This window comes from Variovorax sp. J22P240, assembly GCF_030316855.1.
Classification (GTDB): domain Bacteria; phylum Pseudomonadota; class Gammaproteobacteria; order Burkholderiales; family Burkholderiaceae_C; genus Variovorax.
Genome location: NZ_JASZYR010000030.1, coordinates 1 through 23,712, shown reverse-complemented (window position 1 = coordinate 23,712; position 23,712 = coordinate 1). Strand labels below are relative to the sequence as shown.

Below are 23,712 nucleotides of genomic sequence, written 5' to 3'. Positions count from 1 at the left end.
TGGGTCCGCTGTCCTTCATGACCAGCTCGGGGGCCGGACGCTCGGGTGCAGCGCGAGCGCTTTGGCGCCAGCTCTACGTGCCTCTCGTCCGAATAGATCCGGCTGTGCCGATATTTGTCCTACGAGCCAAGCTGGCGCAAGACTACCGGTACGCGCAATAGGAGTGCCTACTTTGACCAGCGGAGCGCCAGTGCTCCGATGACTTAAGAGGCATTCATATGGCAAATCAATCAGGTCAAAGCAATCCCAATCAGACAGGCAATCAGCCCGGCAACCCTGGCCAGCAGCAGCAGGATCCGGGAAAGCAACAACCGGGGCAAGGCAGTCCAAGCAATCCGGGGCAACAACAGCAAGACCCGGGTAAGCAGCAGACCGGGCAACAACCTGGTCAAGGCACGCAACAGCAACCTGGCCAGAAGCGTTGAGGAAGTTTCTGCCCGGCTCGTCCCGGGCGACCGCTCGTTGGTAGATCAAAGTACCTACCTGGCTCGCCCCCGCTGCTGGGGGCCGCGACGGTCAACCAGAACGACTTCAGCGTCCGGGGCTTGCTTTCGCCTCGCTGAGCGGCTCGGTCATTTTGCTGACTAACATCAACCTGGCGCGCCGCGGTCGCGTCCGCTGAGGGAGATCGGCCTCGTGGCATCGGCCTGAACGTGATGCCGGGCGGTGGGCGTCGCCAAGATCATCGGCGTCGACCCAAACCCGGCGCGCGAGGCGATGGCGCGCAGGTTCGGCATGAGGCACTTCATCAGCCCGAAGGACACGCCCAAGGTGGTGGACGCCATCGTGCAACTCACCGATGGCTGCGCCGGCTACGGCTTCGCGTGCATCGGCAACACGCGTTTGACGCGCCAGGCGCTGGAATGCACATACAAGGGCCGGGGCTGCAGCATCATCATCGGCGTGGCTGAGGCGGGCGCCCCAGCTCGTGACCGGCCGCAAGTGAGAAGGCGTGGCCTCGGCGGCGCACGCTGGCGCACTGACGCGCCGAAGATCGTCGACTGGTGCTTCTGAAAACGTCAGCAATGGGAATGGTGCCAATTGGGCGGTGCAGATCTTGAAACCCTATCACCGTCCCTTTCACTTTTGAATGAGACTGATGGAAGGCGGAGGAACACGTTGTGTTCAAGCGAAGGAATGCTTGGGTCCCTCGATCGTTGTTGCATCAGCGTTCAGGCGCCACCACGTCCTGGTCCAGACTTCGTAACTACGCCGTCGCGGAACTTCGGGTTGTTTTGCATGGTGCGGTACGAGAGCGCCCAGGCGCATGCCAGGACCAGCGGAAACATGAAGAAGGCTCTTGCCAGGTAGTGAGCGAAGGATCCAAGAATCCCTTGCTCAACGCTGTCATAGTCCCAAGCGGCGAGGGTGAATGCGAGACAAGCGGTGATGAACAATGCGACCGCTATTGCGTATGCCAGGGACCTCCAGATCAGCGCGAGCACCTTTTGGCCCTTCGTCGCTGAGGCAGCATGGAGAACATCACTCTTGTCTCTGCGCTCCAGAGTCTTGGGGCGACCCTCCAGATCCTTCTCGACCTTTGCCCTCTCGAGAAGCCGCGTACGCTCCTCAATTTCTTGGATCACATCTGACATTGCATTCTCCTTGACGACGGCCGTCTAATGAGCGTTGGAAACCTCGGAGGGCCTCGGAGGCCATGAACGCGCAGCACAGGCGCCATGGCGAGTGTCGCGGTCTGGATCACCGCGAGCCCGCGGATCTTCAGCATTGCTCCAGCGCGCCACGAGCGTTTAGAGCAGGGGAGCGGCGTTTGGCGTACTCCCCAACACGCGCAGGCCTTATCGCAGATGCTGCCACGCCGGTGGCGTCACGCGCATCACCGTGGCTGCCCGAATAGGTATTCGCCCCCCGCCGATGCGAAACCGGACGAATGGGCATGGCCGTTCCTTACCCTTGCCCAATCGCGGCGCCAACAGAACTGAGCACTTTGCGCGTGCACTGGCGGGGAAGTATGCGCCGCCTTGGTGGTGCCGGTCTGTGCGTTACCGTACATCGGGACGAACGGCTCCCTGGGAGGTGTCGAAGAGTTCGTTCGCGGTCTCTATCGCGCCGAGGAAGTCGCATCCGTTGGTCCCTGGCCACGAGCGTTGGCACCTCCGAAAGGATGGCTCGCAGGTCTTCATGCGTGGCATCGAGGATGCTGCGCATTGCCGCTCGCGACGGATGCGCCGACGACGATGGCGACAAGCTGTTGACGATGTTGCTGCGCCAGCATCGCGGCGAGCGTGTGTGGTCGGTGCACGAGCCCACGGCCGAGGACGAAGACGCACGCCGTAGGCACCGCGAGCTCGCTCGGCGACAAAGGAGCGAACCTCACACACGAACCGCATCGGCTCGCTGCTGGTGCTGCACAACCTGCGCCCGCACGTCATCCTTAGCGGACGCGACTGGGCGCGCTGGTGGGGCAATTGCGAGCAGGTTCCGCCTGTGTTGCGCGCCGAGATCGAGCGCGAGAGCGCACGGCTTGCTTCAAAAATGTCGCGAAATGGCGGTCAGCGCCCACTGGCGACTGAAAGGAACTCGCCACGAACGACAGCAACGCAGCGAAACAAATTTCACTGGATGGTTTCGTTCGCGCATCAGGACCGCCTTCGAAATCGCAATGCCGAGCGCAGTTTCAAGGCTTTGGGTTGACGCATAATCAACAGGTCGTGGTGGGCACGCCCGTGCATGTGTGAAGACACCGCACTTCACAGCGCCCCGGGATGAGCCAACGCAGCTTTGCCAGCGCCGAGGACGCGATGAGATGAGGCGCACGAAGTCGGGAGTCTGCCCGGCCGACGCATTGATCGTCTTCTGGATTTCGAGCGCAGCCTCCACTGCTCCGATTGCAGTCTCGAACATGGGAGCACCGAATCCGCAGTCATATCGGTCACGTGGCCTTGGTGGGATTCGATTTGAGCCTTGAAAACGCTGCGCCCAGCATCGAGCGCAACGACCGTGTTGCGCTCATCCCCTGCCATGAGGCGCGAATAGCCCGAAACGTGCGCAACCAGTATTGCCGCCAGGCGCTGCCGAATGCCCGCGTCGTCCATTGCCTGCCTGCCCCAATGCGTTAGAGAGCAGGATCGCAGACCTCAACAGGCAGCGGCGCCATACGTGCGTACGACGACCGCTCATCTTGGTCCCGCTGGTTCGCAAAGCGCCATCGCAGCCCGCGCTGCGCTGCTGTAGGCGCCGGGACCTCGCCCCGCGGGCCTATTCGATGCCCTTGCCGACCGCCGGGTGCAGATCGTAGTCGCGCAGCATCACGGGCTCAACGGAGCCGCCCGCGACGCGTCGGCGCACGGCCGCATCGATCTCCTGTGCGTGAAGCTGGTAGGTCTCCAGCGGCTGGTCATCAATGGCGGTCGACCGATAGCAGTAGTGCAGCGTTTCCTTGCCGATGCTGGCCCCGACCAGTGTGCCATCGACAGGAACCCAGAAATGGACGGCACCCGAGCCCTCATGAAAGAAGGGATCATTCGACATGATCGGTCCTGGAATTGTTTTCGCGGTCATCGATCCAGAGCGAGGCCTTGGTTTCAATGGCGTGGATGGCATCGACGCCCTTGACGAATTGCCTGCACGAGATGATGTGGCACCGGCATGCCTCTTCGAAGTACAGCATCGCCCCGGCCGCCACGGTGCCGTCGAAGGAAACGCTGGTGAGGTGGCTGCGTATCTCCCAACCGTGATAGGAGAGGCGCGTGGAATCGCAGTAGTCCATGGTGTCTTGCTCGAACAGGGGCTGAGCCCAATGTTCCCTTGTACAGCGCGCACCGCCGCTTGTCGGTTCGGCAGCGCACAGACGGTGGGTCAAAGCAATTCCGCATAGCTTTTCCCGTCCGCGGCATAGCAGGCGCAGGCCGTCGCTTCGAGCCCTGGACGATCGAGCACCTTGAGGGTGCCGCGGTTGTACTCGATCAACCCGCTGCGCTGCAGGCCACCGGCGGCCAGCGTGATGCCCACGCGGCGCACGCCCAGCATGTAGGCGAGAAACTCATGCGTGACGTGGAAGCTGTCGGCATGCGCGCGGTCCTGGCTCATCAGGAGCCAGCGTGCGAGGCGTGGTCCGATCTGGTGAAACCGCAGGCACGCCGCCGATGCGGCCAACTGCGACATCGAAACCTGGATGTACCGGTCCAGCACCCGCTGCAGTGGCGCGTTGCGTGCCAGTTCGCGCTGGAAGTCGGCGGTGGTGATTCGCCAAGCCGCGCCGGCGCCTTGCACCAGCGCGCGCAGCGGTGCGATCTCCACGCCGAGTGCGAGGTTGGAGCCCAGCATCCCCTCCCGACCCACCATGCCGACTTCCAGCCCAGGATGCTCGCCAATCCGTGCAATCAGCGAAATGAAGCCGTCGACGGGAAAGTAGGCATGCCGGGTCGCAACCCCCGGCTCTTGAATCACTTCGGCCAGTACCAGTTGAATCGGTTCGCAGATGTCCAACAGGCGCCGGCGGTCGTTGCGAGGGAGCAGTTCGATGAGGTGGTTCTCGATGGCGGCCAAGCATGCTCCGTGTGAGGCGGGAGGACCCACTCTGCGCGCTATTGGCCGGTGCGACTGTCTGCCACCGTACAGACGGCAGTCCGAGGGCGCCCTACAAGTGAGCTTTGATCCTCACCCGCCGGAAAGGTCTCCATGCAAAACCTCACTCAGCCCTTCGTCAAGCTTTCCACCGCGAATGCGGAACTCATCACGCGCTTTGCGCAGTCCCAGGAAATGGTCGACCTGGTCAACACCAGCGCTCAAAAGTACATGGAGCTGGCACAGAAGACCTTCGGAGGGGAAGCCGCCTCCGGGGCCCAGGCCGACCTGATCCGCAGTCTCACTGATAACTATTCGACCTTCGCGCGAGAGCACGCCGAGAGCCTCATGGGGATGGCTGCCGAAGCACAGGCCCGCATGTCCCAGCAGGTCGCGGATGTCACGAAGATGGTGAACCCGGCAGGTTCCAGCTGAGCTTTGGCGCAGGGCCTAGATTGCCAGCCTGGCCGGAAGGAGCCTGTCGTATTCCTTCTTGACCACCGCATAGCACTCGCAGGAGCGCTGCTCCAGCCCTTGTCGGTCCAGCACGGAGATATGGCCTCGCGCATAACTGATCAGTCCGGCCCTTTGCAGCTTGAGCGCACCTTCGGTCACGCCTTCGCGGCGCACGCCGAGCATGTTGCCGATCAGTTCCTGCGTCATCACGAGTTCATTGCCCTGTAGCCGGTCCAGGCTCAGCAGCAGCCAGCGGCACAGTTGCTGATCCAGCGAGTGGTGCCGGTTGCAAACCGCGGTTTGCGCCATCTGCGTGATCAGCGCCTGGGTGTATCGCAGCAGGAGATGCAGGACCGGGGCTCGGTTGAATTCCTCCTTGATCACCTCTGCCTTGAGCCGGAAGCCATGGCCTGCGCTTTGCACCACGGCACGGCTGGGCGTGGACTCTCCACCCATGAACAGCGAGATGCCCACGATGCCTTCGTTGCCGACCACGGCAATCTCTGCGGAAGCGCCGTTCTCCATGACGTACAGCAGGGAGACGATGGAGGTTGTCGGAAAATAGACGTGGCTCAGCGTGGTGCCCGACTCATAGAGCACGTGACCCAGCGGCATCTCGACCGCTTCCAGTTGCGGTAGCCAGCGCTGCCATTCGGCATCGGGCAGGGCCCCAAGCAGGTGGTTCTTTCTTGGTTCGGGCCGAATGGCCATCGCTTCCTCCGGAATGCTGGCTTCGGGATGACCTTGGGGCGCTCGTGAGCACAGCCATGGGTAGTATAGGCACCTGAGCGATTCGATGTTCGCTATCGCACAAGGCCTGCAGGCACTGCGTGCGGCGGCGCACAGACACGCATCCTGAATCGCCTCACGATGAAAGGACGGTCATCCGGCGCTGGTAGAGGTTGCTTCGGCGCTCTCCCGTCATGGGAGGTTCCTCGATGCCGGTGACTGTCCCGGATTCTGGCGGGCCTCACGAGAGCCAGCGAGAGACCGAACTCCGAGCAAAGTGACCTGCACGCCCCCAATAGCCACGGCGCATGTGGGCTATGGCCTGTCAAGCGTCTTGATCGCCGCGATGGCTTCGTGCCTTGCCTCGATCAGGGCCGATTCCTCCGACCGCGCGCCGGTTTGGACGTTCTCGACCGGCAACCTGTCATCGATCTGGAACGACCATGCCCAACGGGATTCCGCCTGCCAGGCCTTGATTTCGACCTGATGCCCGTGGTGCTCAAAGCTCGTATCGCTCATGTCGTGCCTCCGACAATTGGGGTGAGAGCCCGTCATTGTTGCGGCGTTCGTCAGCGACTGCCAGTCGCCGGCTCCCGACGCGCATAGAACTTCGCAATGCTGTCGAGTTCCTCCGCGCGCAGCCGCGCCCGTAGTGATCGCGCGGCTCGACGCTGGCCACCGGCGACCCGAGCAAGCAGCTGCCCGCCTGCATCACCTGCCACGGCGCGGGACTCACCGGGATGGAGCCAGGTATTCCGGGACTGCCCGGCCTGCTCGTGTGCGGTGGCGTACAGACCCATTGCGCGCGATTCTCTACAAGGGGTTTCGTCGCTATAGCGCAGGCGGATCCCCCGACCCATTGGGATGAAAGCCCCCATGCAAGCCCTCGTGTACAACGGCCCTGGCAAGAAGAATCTGGAGGACCGCCCCAAGCCGCCCCTTCAGATGAGCACCGACGCGGTGATCCGCATCACGCGCGCGACGGTCTGCGGCACGGATCTGCACATCCTATGTGAGGCACCGGGCCGCACCATCGCCAGCGTCGGTGTGCATGGCGGCAAGGTCCATCTGAAGAGGCTGTGGTTCACTCGTCCGCTGCCCAGCAGCACCCTTTTGCGAGACCGTGAGCCCCAGCGCCTTGGCGGCCTGTAAGTTGACGACCATATAGCTTGGCCACTTGATCGAACGCAAATTGCCCAACTTTCGTGACATTGAAATTCGACAACGGCGGCCCCATCAGATTCAAGACGCGATATGGCGAAGAAAATCCAACTCAACAATGACCAGTGGAACAGGCTGCAGAGGCTGGCAAACGAGCATGGCAAAAGCGCTCCGCATGACCCGACTGTCGTATCGCACCGGCTCAGGTCTAACGGCTTGGTGGCATCCGATCAAAAAGGCCGCGAATACCTGACAGATCAAGGGGCGCGTCGGTTGAGTCAGGGTCGGTAGAGAAGGCAGCGCCTCGCTCGGCTCATCCACAGGCGCCTGCCGGTTGCCATCGACTGCCGTATGGCCGCAATGCGAACGGGATCGTTGTTTCCGTCGGCGTCCATACTCCCCGGTTCGCACCGAAGCAACATTTGGCGGGTGTGTCGTGTCCCGTGACGACGCCGTCACTTCTAGATGCACTCCCTCGGGATGCCGAGAATATCGCTGTCGCGCACCCGGCGATCGCGATGGCCGCATGCATCGGCGTGGCACATCCGAAGTGGGATGAACGCCCGATCGTGGTGGTGCCCTGGCCGCCGCTCTTGCCAGGCTGGCCGCACCTGCCGCGTTCGCACAGACCCCTTCCGAAAATCCGCTGCGCGTCATCGTGGGTGCGCCAGCCGGTGGCACGAGCGACATCGTGTCGCGCATGCTGGCCGACGGCCTGCAGAAGGAGCTCAACCGGACGGTGATCGTCGAGCCGAAGCCGGGCGCCGGTGGCGCACTCGCCGTCAACGACCTCATGCAAGCGGCCCACGATGGCAACACGGTGCTCGTCGCACCCAGCGCACTGGTTTCCCCATATCGTCAAACTGCGCTTCGACGTGGCCAAGGAAACCAGGCCGATCGCCGAACTGGCGCGTGCCGGCCTGGTGATGGTGCGTCATCCGTCATGCCGGCGAAGAACCTGGCCGAGGTGATTGCCTATGTGAAGGCCAATCCGGGAAAGGTGAGCTACGCCTCCTACAGCGCCGGCACCATGTCGCATGTGATGGGGCTTCACCTGAACAAGGCCGCCGGCATCGACATGAAGCACGTCGGATATAAGGGCTCCCCTCCGGCGCTCGCCGACGTCGTGGGCGGACACGTGCCGCTCATGTTCGACGGGATCCCCACTTCGCTCCCGATGATCAAGGCCGGCAGAGTCGTGCCCTATGCCGTGAGCCTCCCGCAGCGTTCGCCGCTGCTGCCCAACGTGCCAACCTTCAACGAGTTGGGCTATCCGCAGAACGAGGCGATGGTATGGATCGGCCTCTGGCTGACCCCCAACGTGCCCGCGGCGGCGCAGGAGCGGCTGTGCGCAGCCGCGCTGAAGGTCATGGCACAGCCGTCTGAAGTCGATCGACTTCAAGCCTGAATAGTCTCCGGGCGCGCACCCCGGGGTTCGAAGGCATCACACGCGCGACAGCTTGTCGGCGCGACGGTCTCGCATCGCCCCATTGATGGAGGCCTTCCCTAACCATGTTGAACCTTGAAATGAAAAAATCTTTCGTCGCCCGTGCTGCTCTGGCTGCCACCGGCGCTGCTTTGGCTTAATCGGCAGTGACGCTCTTTGGTGTCGTCGATGCTGCCGTCAGCGGCTACTACAACACATGGAGGACCGGACCACCACGACCTTGCTGAACCCGACTTATCAGAGCCTTGGCAGCGTTACCGTCAGCCGCACCGCCTTGACGAGCTCGGGCTACAACTCTAGCCGCGTGGGCTTCCGCGGCACCGAAGATCTCGGTGGCGGCCTGGCAGCGAACTTCTGCCTCGAAATGGGCGTCAACAACGACGATGGCACCGGTCCGGGCATTCCCGGCTCTGTTCCGCCGACCGTCAGGACGCGTGCGCGCTCATAAACTTGATGACGCGCTGCTGAGCGGCATCGGAGTCGGCGTTCGTGTACAGCGCCAGGTGGGTCCCTTCTTCGAGCTTGAGCAATTCGGCGCCCGGGATCGTCTCTGCCGCGAAATAGCTCTGCTCAGGCGGGAGGTCCGAGTCGACGGTGCCCTGGACGATCAGCGTGGGCACCGTGATCCGCTCGAGTTCGAGTGACTCGATCCGTCCGAACTGCTCCAAGTCGTTGTTGTAGCCGCTTCGCCGGTCCTTGCCCTGCTCGGCGGTCGGGCCGAGGTCGAGAATGAACTGGCGCTTGGTGTCATCGGCGAAGACCGCGGCGACCTGCTCCGCCAACTGCTCCCTGGTCAAAGCTCCTTCGCTGCTCAGGGCGCCGGCGATGTACTGCTTGGGCTGATGTGCCGCGAGCACCCGCATGAGCCAGCGTCCGGCCGATGTTGTGAGCATCAACCGGGTGACGGCAGTCAGGTTCGTGTCGTGGTACGTCTGGCTGACCGCGGCGAAGGCGACCAGCGACATCACCTTGTCGGGATGCCTGACGGCCAGTCGGTACCCGGCAGGCCCACCACCGGACCACGTGTAGACCGCCGCCCTCTCGATGCCGAGTTCATCCAGCAGCGCCGCGAGAAGGTCGGCCTGCTGGTCGATAGTGAGCCGATCGCCAAGCGGGGTGCGGAGGTAGCCGGGCCGCGAGGCCAGGATCGCCCTGAACTGCTTCTTCGGCAAGAAGCGGGCCATTAGCTCGGCTGCGTCGATGCCGCCCGGGCTGCCATGAATCACGAGCACCGGAATGCCGTCACCGACGACGGCGTACTCGATCGGGCCGAGCGGCGTCTGGGCAACGGCGGTGGTCGATTTGGTGGTCATGTCTGCCTCCTGGTCGTCTTCTCGCGCGTCTCTGCGCAACATTGCTCATTGATCGTGCCGGGGCCTGCCATGGACGCCCTCAAAAAGATTCTGTGACAAAGAAGGATGCCCGGAAGGTCCGGTTGTGGCCGGAACGGCGCGATGATCGCTGCCCTGGACCATCCATCAGATAGCACATTACGTGAGGCTTGAAGCCGAACTCATCTGGTAGCAGACCGGATGAATCAATGCGGGGGTCGGTTTGTCGTGTCGCCTGACAGCGGGCGTACCGATCGGAGTGGAAGAGCACTCCGCCCAGATGCTGTGGCGCGCAAGCGCAGGCGGCTTAGATCAACAACCTGAGACAACAAACCTTTAGGAGTGGATGCCGCAAAGAGGGCGTGAGTCGAGTCGATGAAGTGATGGTGAAGCGGTCGGACCGCGGGTCGGGTAAAGCTGAATGGTTGCCTGGGCAAGCCTCGTGCGAAGCCCGCAAACGGAGATGAGCACCGACCCCGCGCATGACCATCAAGGCCAGCGGCGGGCTTCGGTCCGATCTGCACAAACAGGCCGGATATAGGACCGCAGTCATTACCGCCGAGTCAGAGCTTCATGAACTCGCTTGCCACACGAGAGGCGTCCATATAGCAACCATGAAGATTGCTAGCCTGGATCACATCGTTCTCTGTGTTGCGCGCGTGGACCGGACGATTGAGTTCTACCAGCGCCTGCTCGGGATGGAGGCGCGGGAAGAACGGCCCGGCAAATGGTCACTTCATTTCGGATCGAACAAGATCAGCCTGCAAGAAGCTGGCTCAGTCCCCGACATTGCGCGCTCAACGGCACCAGGCAGCGGAAACTTTTGCGTATTGACGCGCGACCCTGTCGTGCAATTTTCAGAGGAACTCCGATCGCTGGGGATCGAGATTGTCGCCGGCCCCGGCGAGCGCGAGGGAGCGACAGGCAAGCTTCTATCCGTCTACTTCCGAGACCCGGATGGCAACCTAGTCGAGGTCAGCAATCCATTGCCGGACTCTGCAGCGGAAACTTGAAGAGATATTTCGGAACTCCCCTTCACGGCAAAAGTCGCGCGGCCGATGTCGGTGTGGCGAGTGTCAAGTTCTGAGTGCTTGGCCGCCCCTCGTCCATCCTGCTCGAATGGCTCAGATCAGTCTAAAGTTCGCCGTGCCGACGGGTCGGTTGACTAGGACCTGCTCGCAAGCGCCAGGTGCATGGCAACGTTCAAAGCGCCGGTCTTGGTCGGACAGCGAACCTCTTCAATTTGAAAGCGAAAACACAATCGACCCCGATTCGGCCGCGTCGTTCGCGGCCTCAATGCGCAGCGAACGCCGCCAGATCCAACTTGAGCGCCGCTTGGAGAAGGCGCCGGTCGCGCGTCCAGAGCCTCGTCCCGACGGCGAGGCGGGTCGCAGCAAGCAGGTGAAGATCCACATAGCCGATCCCAATGCCGAACAGCCGCTCGTTGTTGAGAAAGGCCATCACCTCGACATGTCGAGCCAGAGGTACCTCGGGAAGGGCCTGCATCGCGCCGACAGTCTCATCTCGCCGATTCAGACTGCCCAGCGCGATCTCCGCGGCGATATATGGGTGCATGAGGACTTCACCTTCTTCGAGGAGCGCTTGGAGTCCTGAGTCGCCTCGGGCAAGGTGGTCAATCCACACCGACGTGTCAACCAGGATCATCGGCGATCTCTCCCTGCCGTCGCGGCGCTGCTTTGAGGTTCGGTGCGCTGCCCCCCAAGCGTGCCAGCCGTAGCGCGGCTTCCCTCTGGACGAGGGTTCTGAGCGCTTCTTGGATCAGTGCGGAGTTTTCTCGGATGCCCGTAAAGGTTCGGGCTTGTGAAAGCAGCTCATCGTCAAGGGTCACAGTGGTGCGCATCGTACCCTCTCTTGCATCATAAAGTGCATCGTATGATGCCACATTTGATGATACTTGTCGTCTGGCGGCACGGATACGAGCATTCCGCGTTCAAGTTGGGTTTGCTGGACGCATGCAGCAGATCAGATCGCGCTGACGGAGTATCAACTCGCGGTGCACGGGCAGAATTTGAAGAAGGCGTGTCAAGCCCTGCGATCACCATCGCAGCGGGGGGCACTGGGCGGTGAAGGCTCTGGCAGCTATGCCGAGCAACACGCGCGAATTGGTGAAGTCGAAGATTCACGCGCTGGCCGCTTACCCGAGCAAGCGAGACGGGTCGACTGGCATGTTGAAGAAGTTGGCCTCGGCGCTGGGCGTTCCTCTGGATGCCTTGACCTGAGGCGACGGTCAGAGCGGCCAAGGCCGAAACTTGGGCTTCAGCCACTCTAGCTCCTCCGAGGTGTAGGGCCGCGCGCTGATGTCGTCCAGGCGTTGTCGCGGTCCTCGGGGCTCATGCGCGCCAGCTCCTCGATCTGTCGGCGGCGGCTTGTCCCATCCGATCGCGAGGTACTGCTCGATCTCCTCGGCGTCGAGTTTCCCGCCGAGCGACACGAGGGTCGCGAGCGCCTGCTGCACGCTGTCGATCTTCGTGGCGGCGCAGGCTGAGGAGCCGGTTCGCGTCCTGCGAGCTCGTGTTGAGCTTTCGGGCGAGATGCGCCGGACGCAGGTGCTGCCGCAGCATCTCGTTGAGCGCAGCACCTTGGTCGCCAGGCTGGCGGGCAGCTTGACAACATCGCGGTCGCGGGCCACCTTTCCAGGGCCGGGACCATGCGCCTGCCTCGAAGCAGCAGTCCATCGCGGTGACGAGCACATCCCGTGCCATCGCGAGCGCCTCCGCGTGCGCGCCCACGTAGTTGCCTTTTGCGCCACTGGCATGCGCACACTTGAAAAAGCCATCTCGCGACCCGACCGCAGCGAACGCGGTTGCTCCGCGGCTGCTGAAAGGGTACGACTCTTCCTACGTGAATCGCGGGCGGCGCCGACAGCCTCCGGAAAGAAAGGGCGTAGCGTGCAGCTCTAGGTCGCTCGAATAGGAGACCGGCATGATCAAAGCCAGAGCACGTCGGAACACAGAAGCCCCCGTCGCGACAGCGCCGGTTCGGGATTCAACATGAACGCCGCCACCCGAAAGTCGACGCGTCGGGGCGTGACCTCTCCGGGATCCCCGGATCGGCTGGACGATCCGCAACATAAGCCGGCCACGAACCCGGACGGTTCGACACCTGCCCAGTTGCCGACTCAGAAACCGTCGCGACCTCCGTCTCCACTGAAGCCCTCGCGATAGCACGCGCGCAGCGCGCCGCGGCTTGCCTGCCCGATGTGCATTTGCACCAAGGCCGGCGGCTTATCGCCCGCGGCCGATCACGGTCCAATTACCAATTCAACTTGACGACTTTTGGAGCCGACCTGCGAGCAGGCTCTTTGTCAACGAATCGTGCCGCTCGCCTTTTCGACCTGCTCTTCATTGGTGGTGCTGCGTGACCCCTTCAGGTGCAGTTCGACGTCGGTGGGACGATCGCCCACGGACGCGATGGCCTCTGTCAGCTGAGCTTCAGTCACATCGAGTTTCCGGGTCCATTCTGCGATCGACCCTTCCGATCGCAAATCGATGCGCTCGGGGTCGGAAGAGTTTGGGGCGCTGGGGTCGTTTGGCATAGGGGGCTCCGGGTGGGGAAGGGCGAGGGGGATGGGACGCAAGCTAGCGCGATCGAGGTCGATGTTGTGTAGGTTCACGCAGACATCGAAGGTCGGCCATCCCGAGGCGCCGCAAGCAACTCGCCGTCCTGCGATGACCATCGCAGCAGGGCACTGGACTAGAGAGAACTATTGAACGCGCTGCCTTTGCGACCCTGAGGAGGGCACGCAAGAGTGCCAGCGTCAGAACGGAGGTAGGCGCAAGCCCACATTGAGCGGGGATAACGGCGCGCAGTCGTTGCACTCCGAAAGGCGCCGAGTGGTGATCTCGTATTCGATTCAAGGAGACATCATGACGATAGTGACATCAACGATGCTCGCTGCCTGCTTGGCGTTCGGATCTGTTTCTGTGTTCGCGCAGACCGCAGCCCCGCCAACAAGCGGCTCGACCGGACCCACCGCGCCGAACCCCCAAGACCCGTCAGTCAGTTCCAAGGATGCCAAGCCTATGGGAGATCACCCGGCCGTGGGCAAGGACGAGAAGCAAAAGGGCACGGCCGCAATGGCACCCGACCCCACGGGCAAAGATTCAATGGCAAAGGACAACAAGCCCAAGCATCCAGCAGCAGACGGCAAGAAAACGCCAGACCCCAAATAATGGAGCGACGCAGTCAGCCGTTTCGCCCGAAGAAGTGACGGCCTAGTTGCCGCGCGAGCGAATCGCCCGGATGCAGAATCCGGCGGCGCGAGCGAATCGCCCGGATGCAGAATCCGGCGGCGCAAGCAACAGGCCCGATCGTTTCGTCGCGAAGATGGCCGCGTCTGCGACGAAACGGGTCACTTCTTCGCGACTTGGGTTCTCTACAGCGGATGCTCGTTGCAGACCGCTTGTGGGCCGACCTGAGTCACAAGGCGGTTCGCTGCGAACGAGAGCCTCCGCGCTGCTCAACTGCCTTTGAGCGGGGCAGGGCGGGAGGAGCGACGAAGAGAAGTCACCTGTCTGGTCAAGGCCGTCGGCGACCAATGCATGTGCTTGTGCGGCCGTTTCACGAATCTGGTCTGCAGCAGGCACATCATGGCAGGCGCGCGATAACGCGCTGCTTCCCGGCCCAACGCGTGCAGGACAGATCGAGCGGACTGTCTTGGAAAGACTGGTGACTGCCAGTCATGCACATAGCGCGAATGTAGGGACGGGCAACTCGGACGATCGTCGTTGGCTTCGAGGAACAGCTTGTCTGCCCATGGATTGCAGCGCCCGATGCGCGACGTGATCGAGCGGGAGTTTCGCGACCACAATTGCCCAAGGGGCTGGTGGAAACCCGCTCCATCCTGCCGTCAATCAACCTGATCTGGCAGTCGCACCTGGTGGCGGTCATCCGGGAGCGGTGGCGCGACGCGATGCCGAGCATGGCGTGGTGCGCATCGTCGCCTACGGGTGAAGCAGACGCTGAAGACCTATGGCACCCTGGTTCCGAAGGACCGGCCTTTGAGCAAGCCCGCCGAGCACTTCCTCGCGCTGTTGCACGCGAATCGCAAGACTGTGCGCTAGCTCCTTCCGCTCGAAACTCTGCGCATGGCCCTTCGCGCGGTGTTTCTCGACGGAACCCGGACAACGACTTCCACTCGCATCTTGTCAAGGGCTGTTGCGACCTCTGTGGAGGCCGACGCAACCAGGAAAGACCCAGCAGCAAGGCTACGACCAGAGGATTGCGCATTGGGGCGATGCCGGTCTTTGAGGGCGTTCCTCTAATGCGGCGCTTGGACCTGTATTTCGCTTGTGTCGTCTAGCGCCCGCCCCCACACTTGCTAATGCTGCAGTGCAACAAGCACCGCGGCTTGATTCCAAACCTCACAGAAAGCCCATCATGACTCCACACGCCACCAGCACCAACGCTTCCGTTGGCACGATCTTAGGTCTGGCCGGCAAGGCTGTCGAAGGGGCGGAAACGCTCGCCGCGCTCAATCTGCAGACGCTCAAGACCTTGATGGCCGAAAGCCAGGAGAACAGCCGAATCGCCAGTACCACGAGAGATCCGGCAGAACTGATCAAGCTCCAGGCCGCCGCCCTGCAAGCCGCGCCGCTGAAGGCGCTGGCATATGGCCGCCAGGTGCAGGAGGTCTTCGCTTCTTTCGGCGCCGCGCGCCGGGTCGCCTACAAAGACGGCATTGCCGGTGCGCAAGCCAAGTTCCTCGAGGCCGTCAGCACTTTCTTCAACAACGCCCCCGGCTCCGAGAGGATCGTGGCGCTGGCGCAATCTGCTGTGGACGCTTCGAACAAGGCCTACGAAGGCATGAACACGGCGTCGAAGCAGCTGTCGGATACCTTGGCCGCCAACACCACCAAAGTCGGCGAGACCGTCGCGCAAGGCTCATCCAGCGCATTGGCAAAGATTGAAGTCTGATCTGGCGAAGCTGGCATTGCCCATGACTTGCGCTCCAAGGACCTGTCCTCGGATTCGGAGATCGCAATGAAAGCATCCGACCTGTTCGTCAAGGCGCTGGAGAACGAGGGCGTCAAGCGCATCTTCGCCGTGCCCGGCGAAGAAAATCTTGATCTCGTCGAATCCTTGCGACGATCCAGCATCGAACTCGTGCTCACGCGGCACGAGCAATCTGCCGCCTTCATGGCGGCGACCCACGGCCGCCTGACCGGACAGCCTGGTGTGTGCATGGCCACACTCGGGCCGGGTGCGCTCAATCTGGTCACGGGCGCGGCCTATGCACACCTCGGCGCCATGCCGATGGTGCTGATCACCGGTCAGAAGGCCATCATGACGGCGCGACAGGCGCGCTTCCAGATCGTCGACATCGTCGCGACGATGAAGCCGCTGACAAAGGCATCGCGGCAGATCGTCAGTGCCGCCAGCATCTCAACCGTCGTACGCGACGCGTTCAGGGTCGCCGCTGAAGAGCGGCCCGGGCCGGTGCACCTCGAATTGCCGGAAGACGTGGCCGCCGAACAGGTGGCCGACGGCGTGGACGTCGTTCCCGTTCACCCGATCGACCTGCCCGTGGCGCATGAAGCGGCCATCGCACGGGCTGCTGCAATGCTGATGGGGGCGGAGCGGCCGCTCGTGATGTTCGGCGCTGCGAGCAATCGTCCTCGGCTGCAAGGCCAACTGGCCGATTTCGTGCGCCGCGTCGGCATTCCCTTCTTCAACACGCAGATGGGCAAGGGAACGGTGGCCGGCGGTGGTATCGCCGAAGGCAGGACCGGGTTCTGGATGGGAACCGCCGCGCTCACGGAGCGCGACTACGTGCACGAAGCGATCGACAGGGCAGACTTGATTCTCGCCATCGGCCACGACACCATTGAGAAACCGCCGTTCATCATGGGCCCCGACGGGCCGCTGGTGATCCACGTCGGCTACATGCCGGCCGCGGTCGAGCAGGTGTACTTCCCGCATGCCGAGGTGGTGGGCGACGTGGGCCCGAGCCTGACACTATTGGCCGATCGCGTCGAGGGCCGCCTGCCAAACGCCGGAGCCTTGCTGCCGCAGCGAGAGGGCATCCTCGCGCGCACCATGAGCCGTTCCACCGAGTCGCGTTTTCCGTTGACGCCGCAACGCATCGTCCACGATGTGCGCCAGGTCATGCCCGACGACGGCATCGTCGCGCTCGACAACGGCATGTACAAGATTTGGTTCGCGCGCTGCTATCCGACGCGCACCGCCAACGCATTGCTCCTCGACAACGCGCTCGCGACGATGGGCGCCGGCTTGCCGTCGGCCATGATGGCCTCGTTGCTCTATCCGCGACGCCGGGTCTTGGCAGTGTGTGGCGACGGCGGCTTCATGATGAACTCGCAGGAGCTCGAGACGGCCATTCGCCTCAAGCTCGATCTCGTGGTGTTGATCATCGAGGACAACGCCTACGGAATGATCCGCTGGAAGCAGTCGGTCGACCAGTTCACCGACTGGGGCATGACCTTCGGGAATCCCGATTTCGTGAAGTACGCCGACGCGTACGGTGCGAAGGGGCGCCGGGTCGAAACCGCGGAAGGACTGGCGCCGGCGATCGAAGCGGCCTTCGCCGAAGGCGGCGTGCAGATCATCGCAGCGCCGATCGACTATTCGGAAAACACCCGGGTGCTCGTCGACGAATTGCGCAACCGCGTCGCGGCCACAGTCGCCCAAACCGGAGCATTCACATGAAGATCAAGACCGCGGTACTTCGGCAGATGGGCGTCGCGCCGCCCTATGCATCGTCCAGGCCGCTCTCGATCGAGACGGTCGACCTGGCGCCGCCCGGGCCGGGTGAGGTGCTGATCAAGGTGAGCGCCGCGGGCCTGTGCCATTCGGACCTTTCGGTCATCAATGGCGACCGACCGCGGCCGATGCCGATGGCGCTGGGCCACGAAGCCGCCGGCATCGTTGAAAGCCTGGGCGACGGCGTCACCGACCTGAAAGCAGGCGACCACGTGGTCGTGGTGTTCGTGCCCAGTTGCGGTCATTGCGCGCCCTGCGCCGAAGGGCGGCCGGCCTTGTGCGAACCCGGTGCGGCTGCCAATGGCGCTGGCACGCTGCTGTCCGGCGCACGGCGCATCTCGCAGGTTGGACAGACCCTCCATCATCATCTCGGCTGCTCGGTATTCGCCGAGTACGCTACTGTCTCCCGTCATTCGCTCGTGAAGATCGACGACGCGGTTCCCCTGGACGAGGCCGCGCTCTTCGGCTGCGCCGTGCTGACGGGTGTGGGCGCGATCGTCAACACTGCAAAGGTGCCGTTGGGCGCTTCCGTCGCGGTGGTCGGCCTGGGCGGCGTCGGGCTCGCCGCGTTGATAGGTGCGCAGGCCGCCGGCGCGCGGCAGATCATCGCCATCGACCTGTCGGACGACAAGCTGGTGGAGGCACGCGGACTGGGCGCCACGCACACGGTGAATGCCGGGCAAGCCGACGCGCTCGACCAGATTCGGGAATTCAGCGCGGGCGGCGTTGAGTACGCTTTCGAATTCGCCGGTTCGATCCCGGCGCTCGACTCGCCTACCGGATCACGCGCCGCGGCGGCACCACCGTCACCGCCGGCCTGCCGCCATCGACCGCGACCTTGCCGCTGGCCGCTGTCAATCTCGTGGCGGAAGAGCGCACGCTCAAGGGCAGCTACATCGGAACCTGCGTTCCTTCGCGCGACGTCCCTCGCTACATAGCGCTCTACCGGCAGGGGCGCCTGCCGGTGGACAAGCTCCTCACCGGCCGGCTCGCGCTCGAAGACATTAACCATGGTTTCGACCTCCTGCACGAAGGAAAGGCCACACGGCAAGTCGTCGTCTTCGACTGAAGGACCTCATGAACCGAAACAAGGTCGTCACCGCCGATGAAGCCATCGCGCTCATCCGCGATGGCGACAGCGTGAGCTGCTCCGGCTTCGTCGGCATCGGAACGCCGGAGGAACTGATCGTCGCGCTGGAGAGGCGTTTCGTGACAACGCAGAGCCCGCGTGACCTGACGCTGGTCTTCGCAGCCGCGCCGGGCGACGGCAAGTTGCGCGGCGTGAACCGGCTGGCCTACGAGGGCCTGATCAAGCGGGCCATCGGCGGCCATTGGGCACTGGTGCCGCGACTCGCCCAACTGGCTACCGACAACCTGATCGAGGCCTACAACCTGCCGCTGGGCACCATTTCGCACCTGTACCGCGATGCCGCTGCGCACCGCGCCGGCACCCTGAGCAAGGTCGGACTTGGCACCTTCGTGGATCCTCGCCAGAGCGGTGGGCGCGTCAACCAGCGCACGAAGGAAGAGCTCGTTCGCGTCATGGAGATCGACGGCGAGGAATGGCTTTTCTACAAGGCCTTTGCGGTCAACGTGGCACTGATCCGCGGCACGACCGCAGACCCGGCCGGCAACATCACGATGGAGCACGAAGCGCTGTTGCTCGACGCGCAGGCGGCCGCCATGGCGGCGCGCAATGCCAATGGGCTGGTCATCGCCCAGGTCGAGCGTGTCGCCGCCGCAGGAACGCTCGACCCGCGCAGCGTGGTGGTGCCGGGCGTCATGGTCGACTGCGTGGTGGTGGCATCGCCGGAGCTTCATCAGCAGACCTACGGCACAGCCTACAACGCTGCCTTCTCCGGCGAGATGCGAGTACCGGCCGACAGGATCGCTGTCGCTCCGCTGGACGAACGCAAGCTCATCGCACGTCGTTGCGCCTTCGAACTGCCGCTGGGAGGCGTCATCAACCTTGGCATCGGCATGCCGGAGATTCTGGGCGCCGTGGCCGCCGAGGAACGCGTGCTGGACCACTTGACGCTGACAGCGGAGCCGGGAGTCATCGGCGGAATGCCCAAAGGCGGCCTGGATTTCGGTGCCGCAGTCAACACGCAGGCCCTGCTGCACCAGAACCAGCAGTTCGACTTCTACGACGGTGGTGGCCTCGACCTTGCGTGTCTCGGCATGGCACAGATCGATCGCGCAGGCAATGTCAATGTGAGCCGCTTCGGAACGCGGTTGGCGGGCGCTGGCGGCTTCATCAACATCAGCCAGAACGCCCGCCGCGTGGTCTTTGCGGGCACTTTCACCGCGGGTGGCCTCGAGGTCGTGATCGAAGATGGAAAGCTGCGCATCGTGACCGAAGGCCATGCGCCAAAGTTTGTCACCGCCGTCGAGCAGATCACGTTCAGCGGGCCTCAAGCCGTGCGCAAGCGGCAGTCGGTGCATTACGTGACCGAACGCTGCGTCTTCAGCCTGCAGCCGGGCGGACTGCAGTTGACCGAGGTGGCGCCCGGCATCGACATCGACAGGGACATCCTGGCGCACATGGACTTCCGGCCGTTGATCGAGAAAGTCAAATGCATGGATGCGCGGCTGTACCGCGCAGGCCCGATGGGGCTGTCGGCCGCGCTCCTGGACCTCCAGTTGACCGAGCGCCTGAGCTATGACGGCGAGCGGAACATCCTGTTCGTCAACTTCCAGGGGTACTCGATTCATGACATGGATGATGTCGACAGCGTGCGCCGGGTGTTCGCCGCCCAGTACCAGCAAGCCGGTCGGAAGGTGGCACTGGTTGCCAACTACGATGGATTCCGGATCGAGGAATCCGTGAGCGACTCGTACTTCGCGATGGTCGAGGAGTTGCATGCGCAGTACTACAGCACCGCGACACGCTACACGACCAGTGCCTTCATGCGAATGAAGCTCGGCTCGTCGCTGTCCTCGCGCCAGGGGGCCGCACATCTGTTTGAAACGCAGGCCGAAGCGATCGAGTTTCTGCGTAGGCGACCGCTCATTTCGCCAACCCAGCGCTGACACACCCGTTTGTGGCCTGATCTGGCTCATCACAGCCGCTGGCGTCGCGGCCATCGCGTTGATAGGTTGCGGCGGAGGCGGTGACGGAGGGGGCGTAGCCTGTTTCCTTAGGCGATATTCGCTCCACCAGCACCGCGTCTTCGATCGAACGCCTCGACGGCGGTCGGTCGACCCACGCGTAGTAGCCACTCGCAGAGACCTTGAGCACGCGGCACATCGTATGCACTGGAACCTTGGCCTGGTTCGCACTCACGAGTTCGTAGACCCGATGGATGTCTTCTCGCCTTTGCCGGCGAACCAGGCCGTAGCCTTTGCCGAGATGTCCCGCTCCTGCTTGAGCTGTCGGTCTCGGCGCAGCCGCACGAGTTCCTCGCGCTCAGCGCTGCTCAAGACGTCCTTCCCACGTGCGGGCTTGCCGCTGTCCGCGGCGGCTTGCGCCGCCCAAGTCGAGACGCCCGTGAACCAAGCTCGAGCCTCATGCCCGCGAACTCCATTCGTCTGATCCGTGCATGCACCGCGTAAGAGCGCTCCGCCTGAACGTGCGACCCGGAAGAGTGAGGCGAGTGAATTCGTCGCCCGACCTCCCAGTAGAACGTTTCGGATGCGGCCTGCACCCCGTTACGCCAACGCCGCGCCCGGATCAGCCATGGGACCGCTGCTTCCATCGTCGCCGGATCGGTTCGCTCCAGCTGCGCCTGCCGCCGCTGTAACTGCGCCACCCGCCACGGTGCTTTCCACCCCCATTCCTGCCTCAACTCTAGCGCTCACGGCTGCGCCAACAGCAGAAACGATCAACGCGAAGGTGACGAGGGTAGCCGCGCCCACGAAGGACGCCGTGAGGGATATTGCGAAGCGTTTCGCTCCACTTCGTTCGTAGGCGCCCAGCAGGGTTTGCGTCTAGGCCAGAGGAGGCGAACTGAGTGAAGACGAAAACGTGGACCCAGTGGGGGCCCGGAGTCGACTGAAGGATCGCAACTCACGCGGTCTTGGCTCGCCAACGACAAGACGACTGCTGTCGTCTTGTCGGGCCTCAAGCCTTATCGACCGTCGCGGTCCGAATCGCCCGGGATTGCCCGTTCGACGTTGTCGCTGAGTCGCTGCCAGGCATCGCGTGAGGCGTGCTTAGCGCGATCCCATTCCAGCGATGAGCGGCCGCGTGCTGTTCCCCAGTCACGGCCCAGGTCCGCTTCAACATCGTCGAACTTCCTGTCCGGATAACGCGAATATGCGTCGACGCCGTACCGGTAGGCCGGTGAATATTCGTCGTAGCTTGTCCCGGCCTCCACATAGTCGCGCCCTGCATAGTTGTCACGCCAGTAGGCATCTTCGGCCACTGGGTCAGCCTTGACGGCCCGCCCTGCTAAGGCGCCGGCTACAGCACCAACGGCTGCGCCGACTGCCGCGCCGACCGGGCCGGTCATTCCACCGATCGCCGCACCGGCGGCCGCGCCACCAGCTACACCTCCAGCTACGCCACCCACCACTGCGCCTACGCCAGTAGCAGTACCGGTACCGTCCTTCTCACCCGGCACACGGGGGTCTTTCAGATCAGCCATCGCAGGTCTCCTGTTAAGTGATTGGAGACGAAACGATGCGCCTTTCGAGCGGTTGCACCCGTGCGCTTCAGACGCATGCGGCTGCGAGCAGGGAGCGGTGGTGCCTGCCGGTCGGGACCTACAGTTAAACCCCTTGGCGCCCAAGCAGGAGCGCTCTTTCGATAGGACACCATAATCCGCGCCTGTCGGCCAGTGCGCTTGACCGATTTCGTGAAGTCAGTCTTCGGTGACAACTTGACTTTCTCGCGAGAATGTATTGGCCCAACTCAGCGGCCTTCGCTGCTTGGCCGTCGCGCAGCTGGGATATCTCACGCCCCAACTGTTCATGCTGACGCTGTAGCTGGGAGGCGAGGTTGATCGCTCGCTGTTCCGCGCCGGCGATGCGCTCACGCAGGATCGCTAATTCGACCTGAGCCTCCTGTCGCTGGTGCGCCCATGTGGTGGCTGCGTTGCGGTGCGCGGCTTCGTTGTCATGCAGCGTTTGCTGAGCAACGCCCAGAGCGATCCTTGCTGCCTCAGCAGCGGCCGCGCGGGCCCGTTGTTCCTTGGCCAAATCGGCGCTGGCCTGGCGGGTGGCTACTCGCTCGCGATCGATCTCGGAGAGAAGGCGTCGTTCGTGGGCGACATGGCGCTGTTCTGCTTCCTTCGCGTCGCGGTGCGCTGCGCCGAATTCCATCGCGGACTTTTCCCGCAGAACTTCCTTGCTGGCCATGGTCTCCTCTAGGGCCTTGCGCCAGCGCCGCACTTCGGCTTCCGAGTGGCCGAGTAGGCGAGCGGATTCCTGCTGCTGCGTGTGCATTTGGGCCTCCATCGCCGTGACTGCCTGGCGAGAGCATGCGAGCGCCTCGTCAAGCGCGATGCGAGCCTGTTCGAAGGAGGCCTCGCGTTGCTGGAGGTCTGCTTCCTTCTGGGCCAGGGCGCTGCGCTCTAACTCAAACTCGCGCCGGGAGGCCTCGGTCTTCTGGACCTGCACCTGATCGGCCTCGCGACGGGCCACATCCCAGAACTGTTGTGCGGCCTGGACGATGGACAGCGGGAGCTGCTGCGCCTCGCCGTCGGGCAGGCTGGCGCCGCGGCCGTCGAGCCGCTTGCCGAGCGCCAAGGGGCGTACGGTCCGAGCGTTGGCAACTGGGTAGTCCGCGTCGGAGCGTAGAGGTTATGAAATGCGAGTGGCGCGCGCAGAGGGAAGGCTGAATCGCCGAACAGCTGCGCTGCCCTGCTCGCTTTATTCGAGTTGAGCGCGCGAAGAAACTGCTTGACGGAACCCAGGCGACCGAAATCTCGACTGAACTGGGATACGCGACGCCAGCGAACCTCGCCCCCCGCGTTCGGAAGAGTGACCGGAGCGCGCCACCGCGGGACTTCCGAAAGAAGCCCGCAGCAGTCCGGTCACTCGGAAAGCACGTCGCCGTGTGAAGAGCGCACCTCGCTTGGGGAATTGATCAAGAGTCGGCCGCCTGTAGCCTGTGACTGGATCGGCATGTCGGGCGACAAGTCCATGAGCCACTGGTTTGGTCGGACATGGGTTTCTTGCGCTTGGACCCGTCCAACGGTCTCCAGCCGTTGCTCGGGCGAGTCCAGAACCAACGCATCGACCGATGCGCATCGGCCCCTTTCCTCGGAGCACATCATGGGTGTGCTGCCCGGACCGCACATCGGGTCAGTCTAGATTCATGCCGATCAAGCAGACGTCCGTAGCAATTGGATTTCGTGGATCAGTCCGCTTCGC

General features: G+C 63.3%; 21 protein-coding genes and 7 pseudogenes. 15 read left to right on the top strand and 13 right to left on the bottom strand.

From position 1 onward, the window contains the following. Nucleotides 1–218 precede the first annotated feature (218 nt). Complete coding sequence (locus tag QTI24_RS31040; protein WP_286605746.1) at nucleotides 219–425, top strand: hypothetical protein; 207 nt, start codon at nucleotides 219–221, stop codon at nucleotides 423–425. A gap of 235 nt (nucleotides 426–660) precedes the next feature. Further along, a pseudogene (locus QTI24_RS31035) lies at nucleotides 661–1,005 on the top strand (zinc-binding dehydrogenase); the annotation flags it as partial. Nucleotides 1,006–1,172: 167 nt separating this feature from the next. Here QTI24_RS31035 and QTI24_RS31030 read toward each other — a convergent pair. Further along, the gene (locus tag QTI24_RS31030) at nucleotides 1,173–1,595 is read right to left on the bottom strand and encodes a hypothetical protein (RefSeq protein ID WP_286605744.1); all 423 of its coding nucleotides are present in this window, start codon (nucleotides 1,593–1,595) and stop codon (nucleotides 1,173–1,175) included. Nucleotides 1,596–2,197: 602 nt separating this feature from the next. Between QTI24_RS31030 and QTI24_RS31685 the strand changes: the two are divergent. Continuing rightward, a pseudogene (locus QTI24_RS31685) lies at nucleotides 2,198–2,490 on the top strand (IS110 family RNA-guided transposase); the annotation flags it as partial. 729 nt (nucleotides 2,491–3,219) lie between these two features. On the opposite strand, the gene QTI24_RS31020 reads toward QTI24_RS31685, so the two are convergent. From QTI24_RS31020 to QTI24_RS31010, 3 genes are all read right to left on the bottom strand, one after another. Continuing rightward, complete coding sequence (locus tag QTI24_RS31020) at nucleotides 3,220–3,492, bottom strand: DUF1488 family protein (protein ID WP_286605741.1); 273 nt, start codon at nucleotides 3,490–3,492, stop codon at nucleotides 3,220–3,222. Continuing rightward, entirely contained in the window at nucleotides 3,482–3,730 is a 249-nt protein-coding gene (locus QTI24_RS31015) for a hypothetical protein (protein WP_286605740.1), read from the bottom strand. Before QTI24_RS31015 ends, QTI24_RS31020 begins: the two co-directional genes overlap by 11 nt. Nucleotides 3,731–3,819: 89 nt before the next feature. After that, nucleotides 3,820–4,509 carry a Crp/Fnr family transcriptional regulator gene (locus tag QTI24_RS31010; RefSeq protein ID WP_286605738.1) on the bottom strand — a complete coding sequence of 230 codons (690 nt, stop codon included), beginning with the start codon at nucleotides 4,507–4,509 and terminating at the stop codon, nucleotides 3,820–3,822. 132 nt (nucleotides 4,510–4,641) lie between these two features. Between QTI24_RS31010 and QTI24_RS31005 the strand changes: the two genes are divergently transcribed. Then, entirely contained in the window at nucleotides 4,642–4,962 is a 321-nt protein-coding gene (locus QTI24_RS31005; RefSeq protein WP_286605737.1) for a hypothetical protein, read from the top strand. Between the two features lie 15 nt (nucleotides 4,963–4,977). Here the strand turns inward: QTI24_RS31005 and QTI24_RS31000 are convergent, their stop codons facing one another. Continuing rightward, a complete protein-coding gene (locus QTI24_RS31000) occupies nucleotides 4,978–5,694 on the bottom strand; it encodes a Crp/Fnr family transcriptional regulator (protein ID WP_286605736.1) in 717 nt (238 codons plus the stop codon). Between the two features lie 333 nt (nucleotides 5,695–6,027). After that, nucleotides 6,028–6,231 (bottom strand): hypothetical protein, encoded by a 204-nt coding sequence (locus QTI24_RS30995; protein WP_286605735.1) that lies wholly within the window; start codon nucleotides 6,229–6,231, stop codon nucleotides 6,028–6,030. 137 nt (nucleotides 6,232–6,368) lie between these two features. On the opposite strand from QTI24_RS30995, the pseudogene QTI24_RS30990 reads away from it, so the two are divergent. The 5 genes and pseudogenes from QTI24_RS30990 to QTI24_RS30975 form a co-directional block, all read left to right on the top strand. Further along, nucleotides 6,369–6,485: pseudogene (locus QTI24_RS30990) on the top strand (c-type cytochrome); the annotation flags it as partial. A gap of 103 nt (nucleotides 6,486–6,588) precedes the next feature. After that, a pseudogene (locus tag QTI24_RS30985) lies at nucleotides 6,589–6,762 on the top strand (alcohol dehydrogenase); the annotation flags it as partial. 590 nt (nucleotides 6,763–7,352) lie between these two features. After that, a pseudogene (locus QTI24_RS31680) lies at nucleotides 7,353–7,463 on the top strand (AMP-binding enzyme); the annotation flags it as partial. A 68-nt stretch (nucleotides 7,464–7,531) separates the two neighbouring features. After that, on the top strand, nucleotides 7,532–8,281 hold the full coding sequence (locus tag QTI24_RS30980) for a tripartite tricarboxylate transporter substrate binding protein (protein WP_286605734.1): 750 nt from the start codon (nucleotides 7,532–7,534) through the stop codon (nucleotides 8,279–8,281). Between the two features lie 235 nt (nucleotides 8,282–8,516). Continuing rightward, nucleotides 8,517–8,768: a porin gene (locus tag QTI24_RS30975; RefSeq protein ID WP_286605733.1), complete on the top strand. Its 252-nt coding sequence runs from the start codon at nucleotides 8,517–8,519 to the stop codon at nucleotides 8,766–8,768. Here QTI24_RS30975 and QTI24_RS30970 read toward each other — a convergent pair. Continuing rightward, complete coding sequence (locus QTI24_RS30970) at nucleotides 8,746–9,633, bottom strand: alpha/beta fold hydrolase (protein ID WP_286605732.1); 888 nt, start codon at nucleotides 9,631–9,633, stop codon at nucleotides 8,746–8,748. The genes QTI24_RS30975 and QTI24_RS30970 overlap by 23 nt on opposite strands. Nucleotides 9,634–10,133: 500 nt before the next feature. On the opposite strand from QTI24_RS30970, the gene QTI24_RS30965 reads away from it, so the two are divergent. After that, nucleotides 10,134–10,664 (top strand): VOC family protein, encoded by a 531-nt coding sequence (locus tag QTI24_RS30965; RefSeq protein WP_286605731.1) that lies wholly within the window; start codon nucleotides 10,134–10,136, stop codon nucleotides 10,662–10,664. Nucleotides 10,665–10,944: 280 nt separating this feature from the next. On the opposite strand, the gene QTI24_RS30960 is transcribed toward QTI24_RS30965, so the two are convergent. The 4 genes from QTI24_RS30960 to QTI24_RS30945 all read right to left on the bottom strand — a co-directional run bounded on the left by QTI24_RS30960 (nucleotide 10,945) and on the right by QTI24_RS30945 (nucleotide 13,207). Continuing rightward, complete coding sequence (locus QTI24_RS30960) at nucleotides 10,945–11,316, bottom strand: type II toxin-antitoxin system VapC family toxin (RefSeq protein ID WP_286605730.1); 372 nt, start codon at nucleotides 11,314–11,316, stop codon at nucleotides 10,945–10,947. Continuing rightward, entirely contained in the window at nucleotides 11,303–11,512 is a 210-nt protein-coding gene (locus QTI24_RS30955) for a type II toxin-antitoxin system VapB family antitoxin (RefSeq protein ID WP_286605729.1), read from the bottom strand. The genes QTI24_RS30960 and QTI24_RS30955 overlap by 14 nt, the downstream gene beginning before the upstream one ends. Before the next feature lie 387 nt (nucleotides 11,513–11,899). Next, nucleotides 11,900–12,301 carry a hypothetical protein gene (locus QTI24_RS30950; protein WP_286605727.1) on the bottom strand — a complete coding sequence of 134 codons (402 nt, stop codon included), beginning with the start codon at nucleotides 12,299–12,301 and terminating at the stop codon, nucleotides 11,900–11,902. Nucleotides 12,302–12,976: 675 nt separating this feature from the next. Next, a complete protein-coding gene (locus tag QTI24_RS30945) occupies nucleotides 12,977–13,207 on the bottom strand; it encodes a DUF3606 domain-containing protein (RefSeq protein WP_286605725.1) in 231 nt (76 codons plus the stop codon). Nucleotides 13,208–13,538: 331 nt separating this feature from the next. Between QTI24_RS30945 and QTI24_RS30940 the strand changes: the two genes are divergently transcribed. From QTI24_RS30940 to QTI24_RS30920, 5 genes and pseudogenes are all read left to right on the top strand, one after another. Further along, nucleotides 13,539–13,844, top strand: coding sequence for a hypothetical protein (locus tag QTI24_RS30940; RefSeq protein ID WP_286605724.1), 306 nt, complete (start codon nucleotides 13,539–13,541; stop codon nucleotides 13,842–13,844). A 1,207-nt stretch (nucleotides 13,845–15,051) separates the two neighbouring features. Beyond that, nucleotides 15,052–15,312: pseudogene (gene phaP, locus QTI24_RS31675) on the top strand (TIGR01841 family phasin); the annotation flags it as partial. Nucleotides 15,313–15,654: 342 nt separating this feature from the next. Next, complete coding sequence (locus tag QTI24_RS30930) at nucleotides 15,655–17,340, top strand: acetolactate synthase large subunit (protein ID WP_286605722.1); 1,686 nt, start codon at nucleotides 15,655–15,657, stop codon at nucleotides 17,338–17,340. Next, nucleotides 17,337–18,463, top strand: a pseudogene (locus QTI24_RS30925) (zinc-dependent alcohol dehydrogenase family protein). Before QTI24_RS30930 ends, QTI24_RS30925 begins: the two are co-directional and overlap by 4 nt. Before the next feature lie 8 nt (nucleotides 18,464–18,471). Further along, a complete protein-coding gene (locus QTI24_RS30920) occupies nucleotides 18,472–20,427 on the top strand; it encodes an acyl CoA:acetate/3-ketoacid CoA transferase (protein ID WP_286605721.1) in 1,956 nt (651 codons plus the stop codon). 1,037 nt (nucleotides 20,428–21,464) lie between these two features. Here the strand turns inward: QTI24_RS30920 and QTI24_RS30910 are convergent. Beyond that, entirely contained in the window at nucleotides 21,465–21,983 is a 519-nt protein-coding gene (locus QTI24_RS30910; protein ID WP_286605720.1) for a glycine zipper domain-containing protein, read from the bottom strand. Between the two features lie 124 nt (nucleotides 21,984–22,107). Beyond that, nucleotides 22,108–23,085, bottom strand: coding sequence for a coiled-coil domain-containing protein (locus tag QTI24_RS30905; RefSeq protein WP_286605719.1), 978 nt, complete (start codon nucleotides 23,083–23,085; stop codon nucleotides 22,108–22,110). Nucleotides 23,086–23,712: the final 627 nt, after the last annotated feature.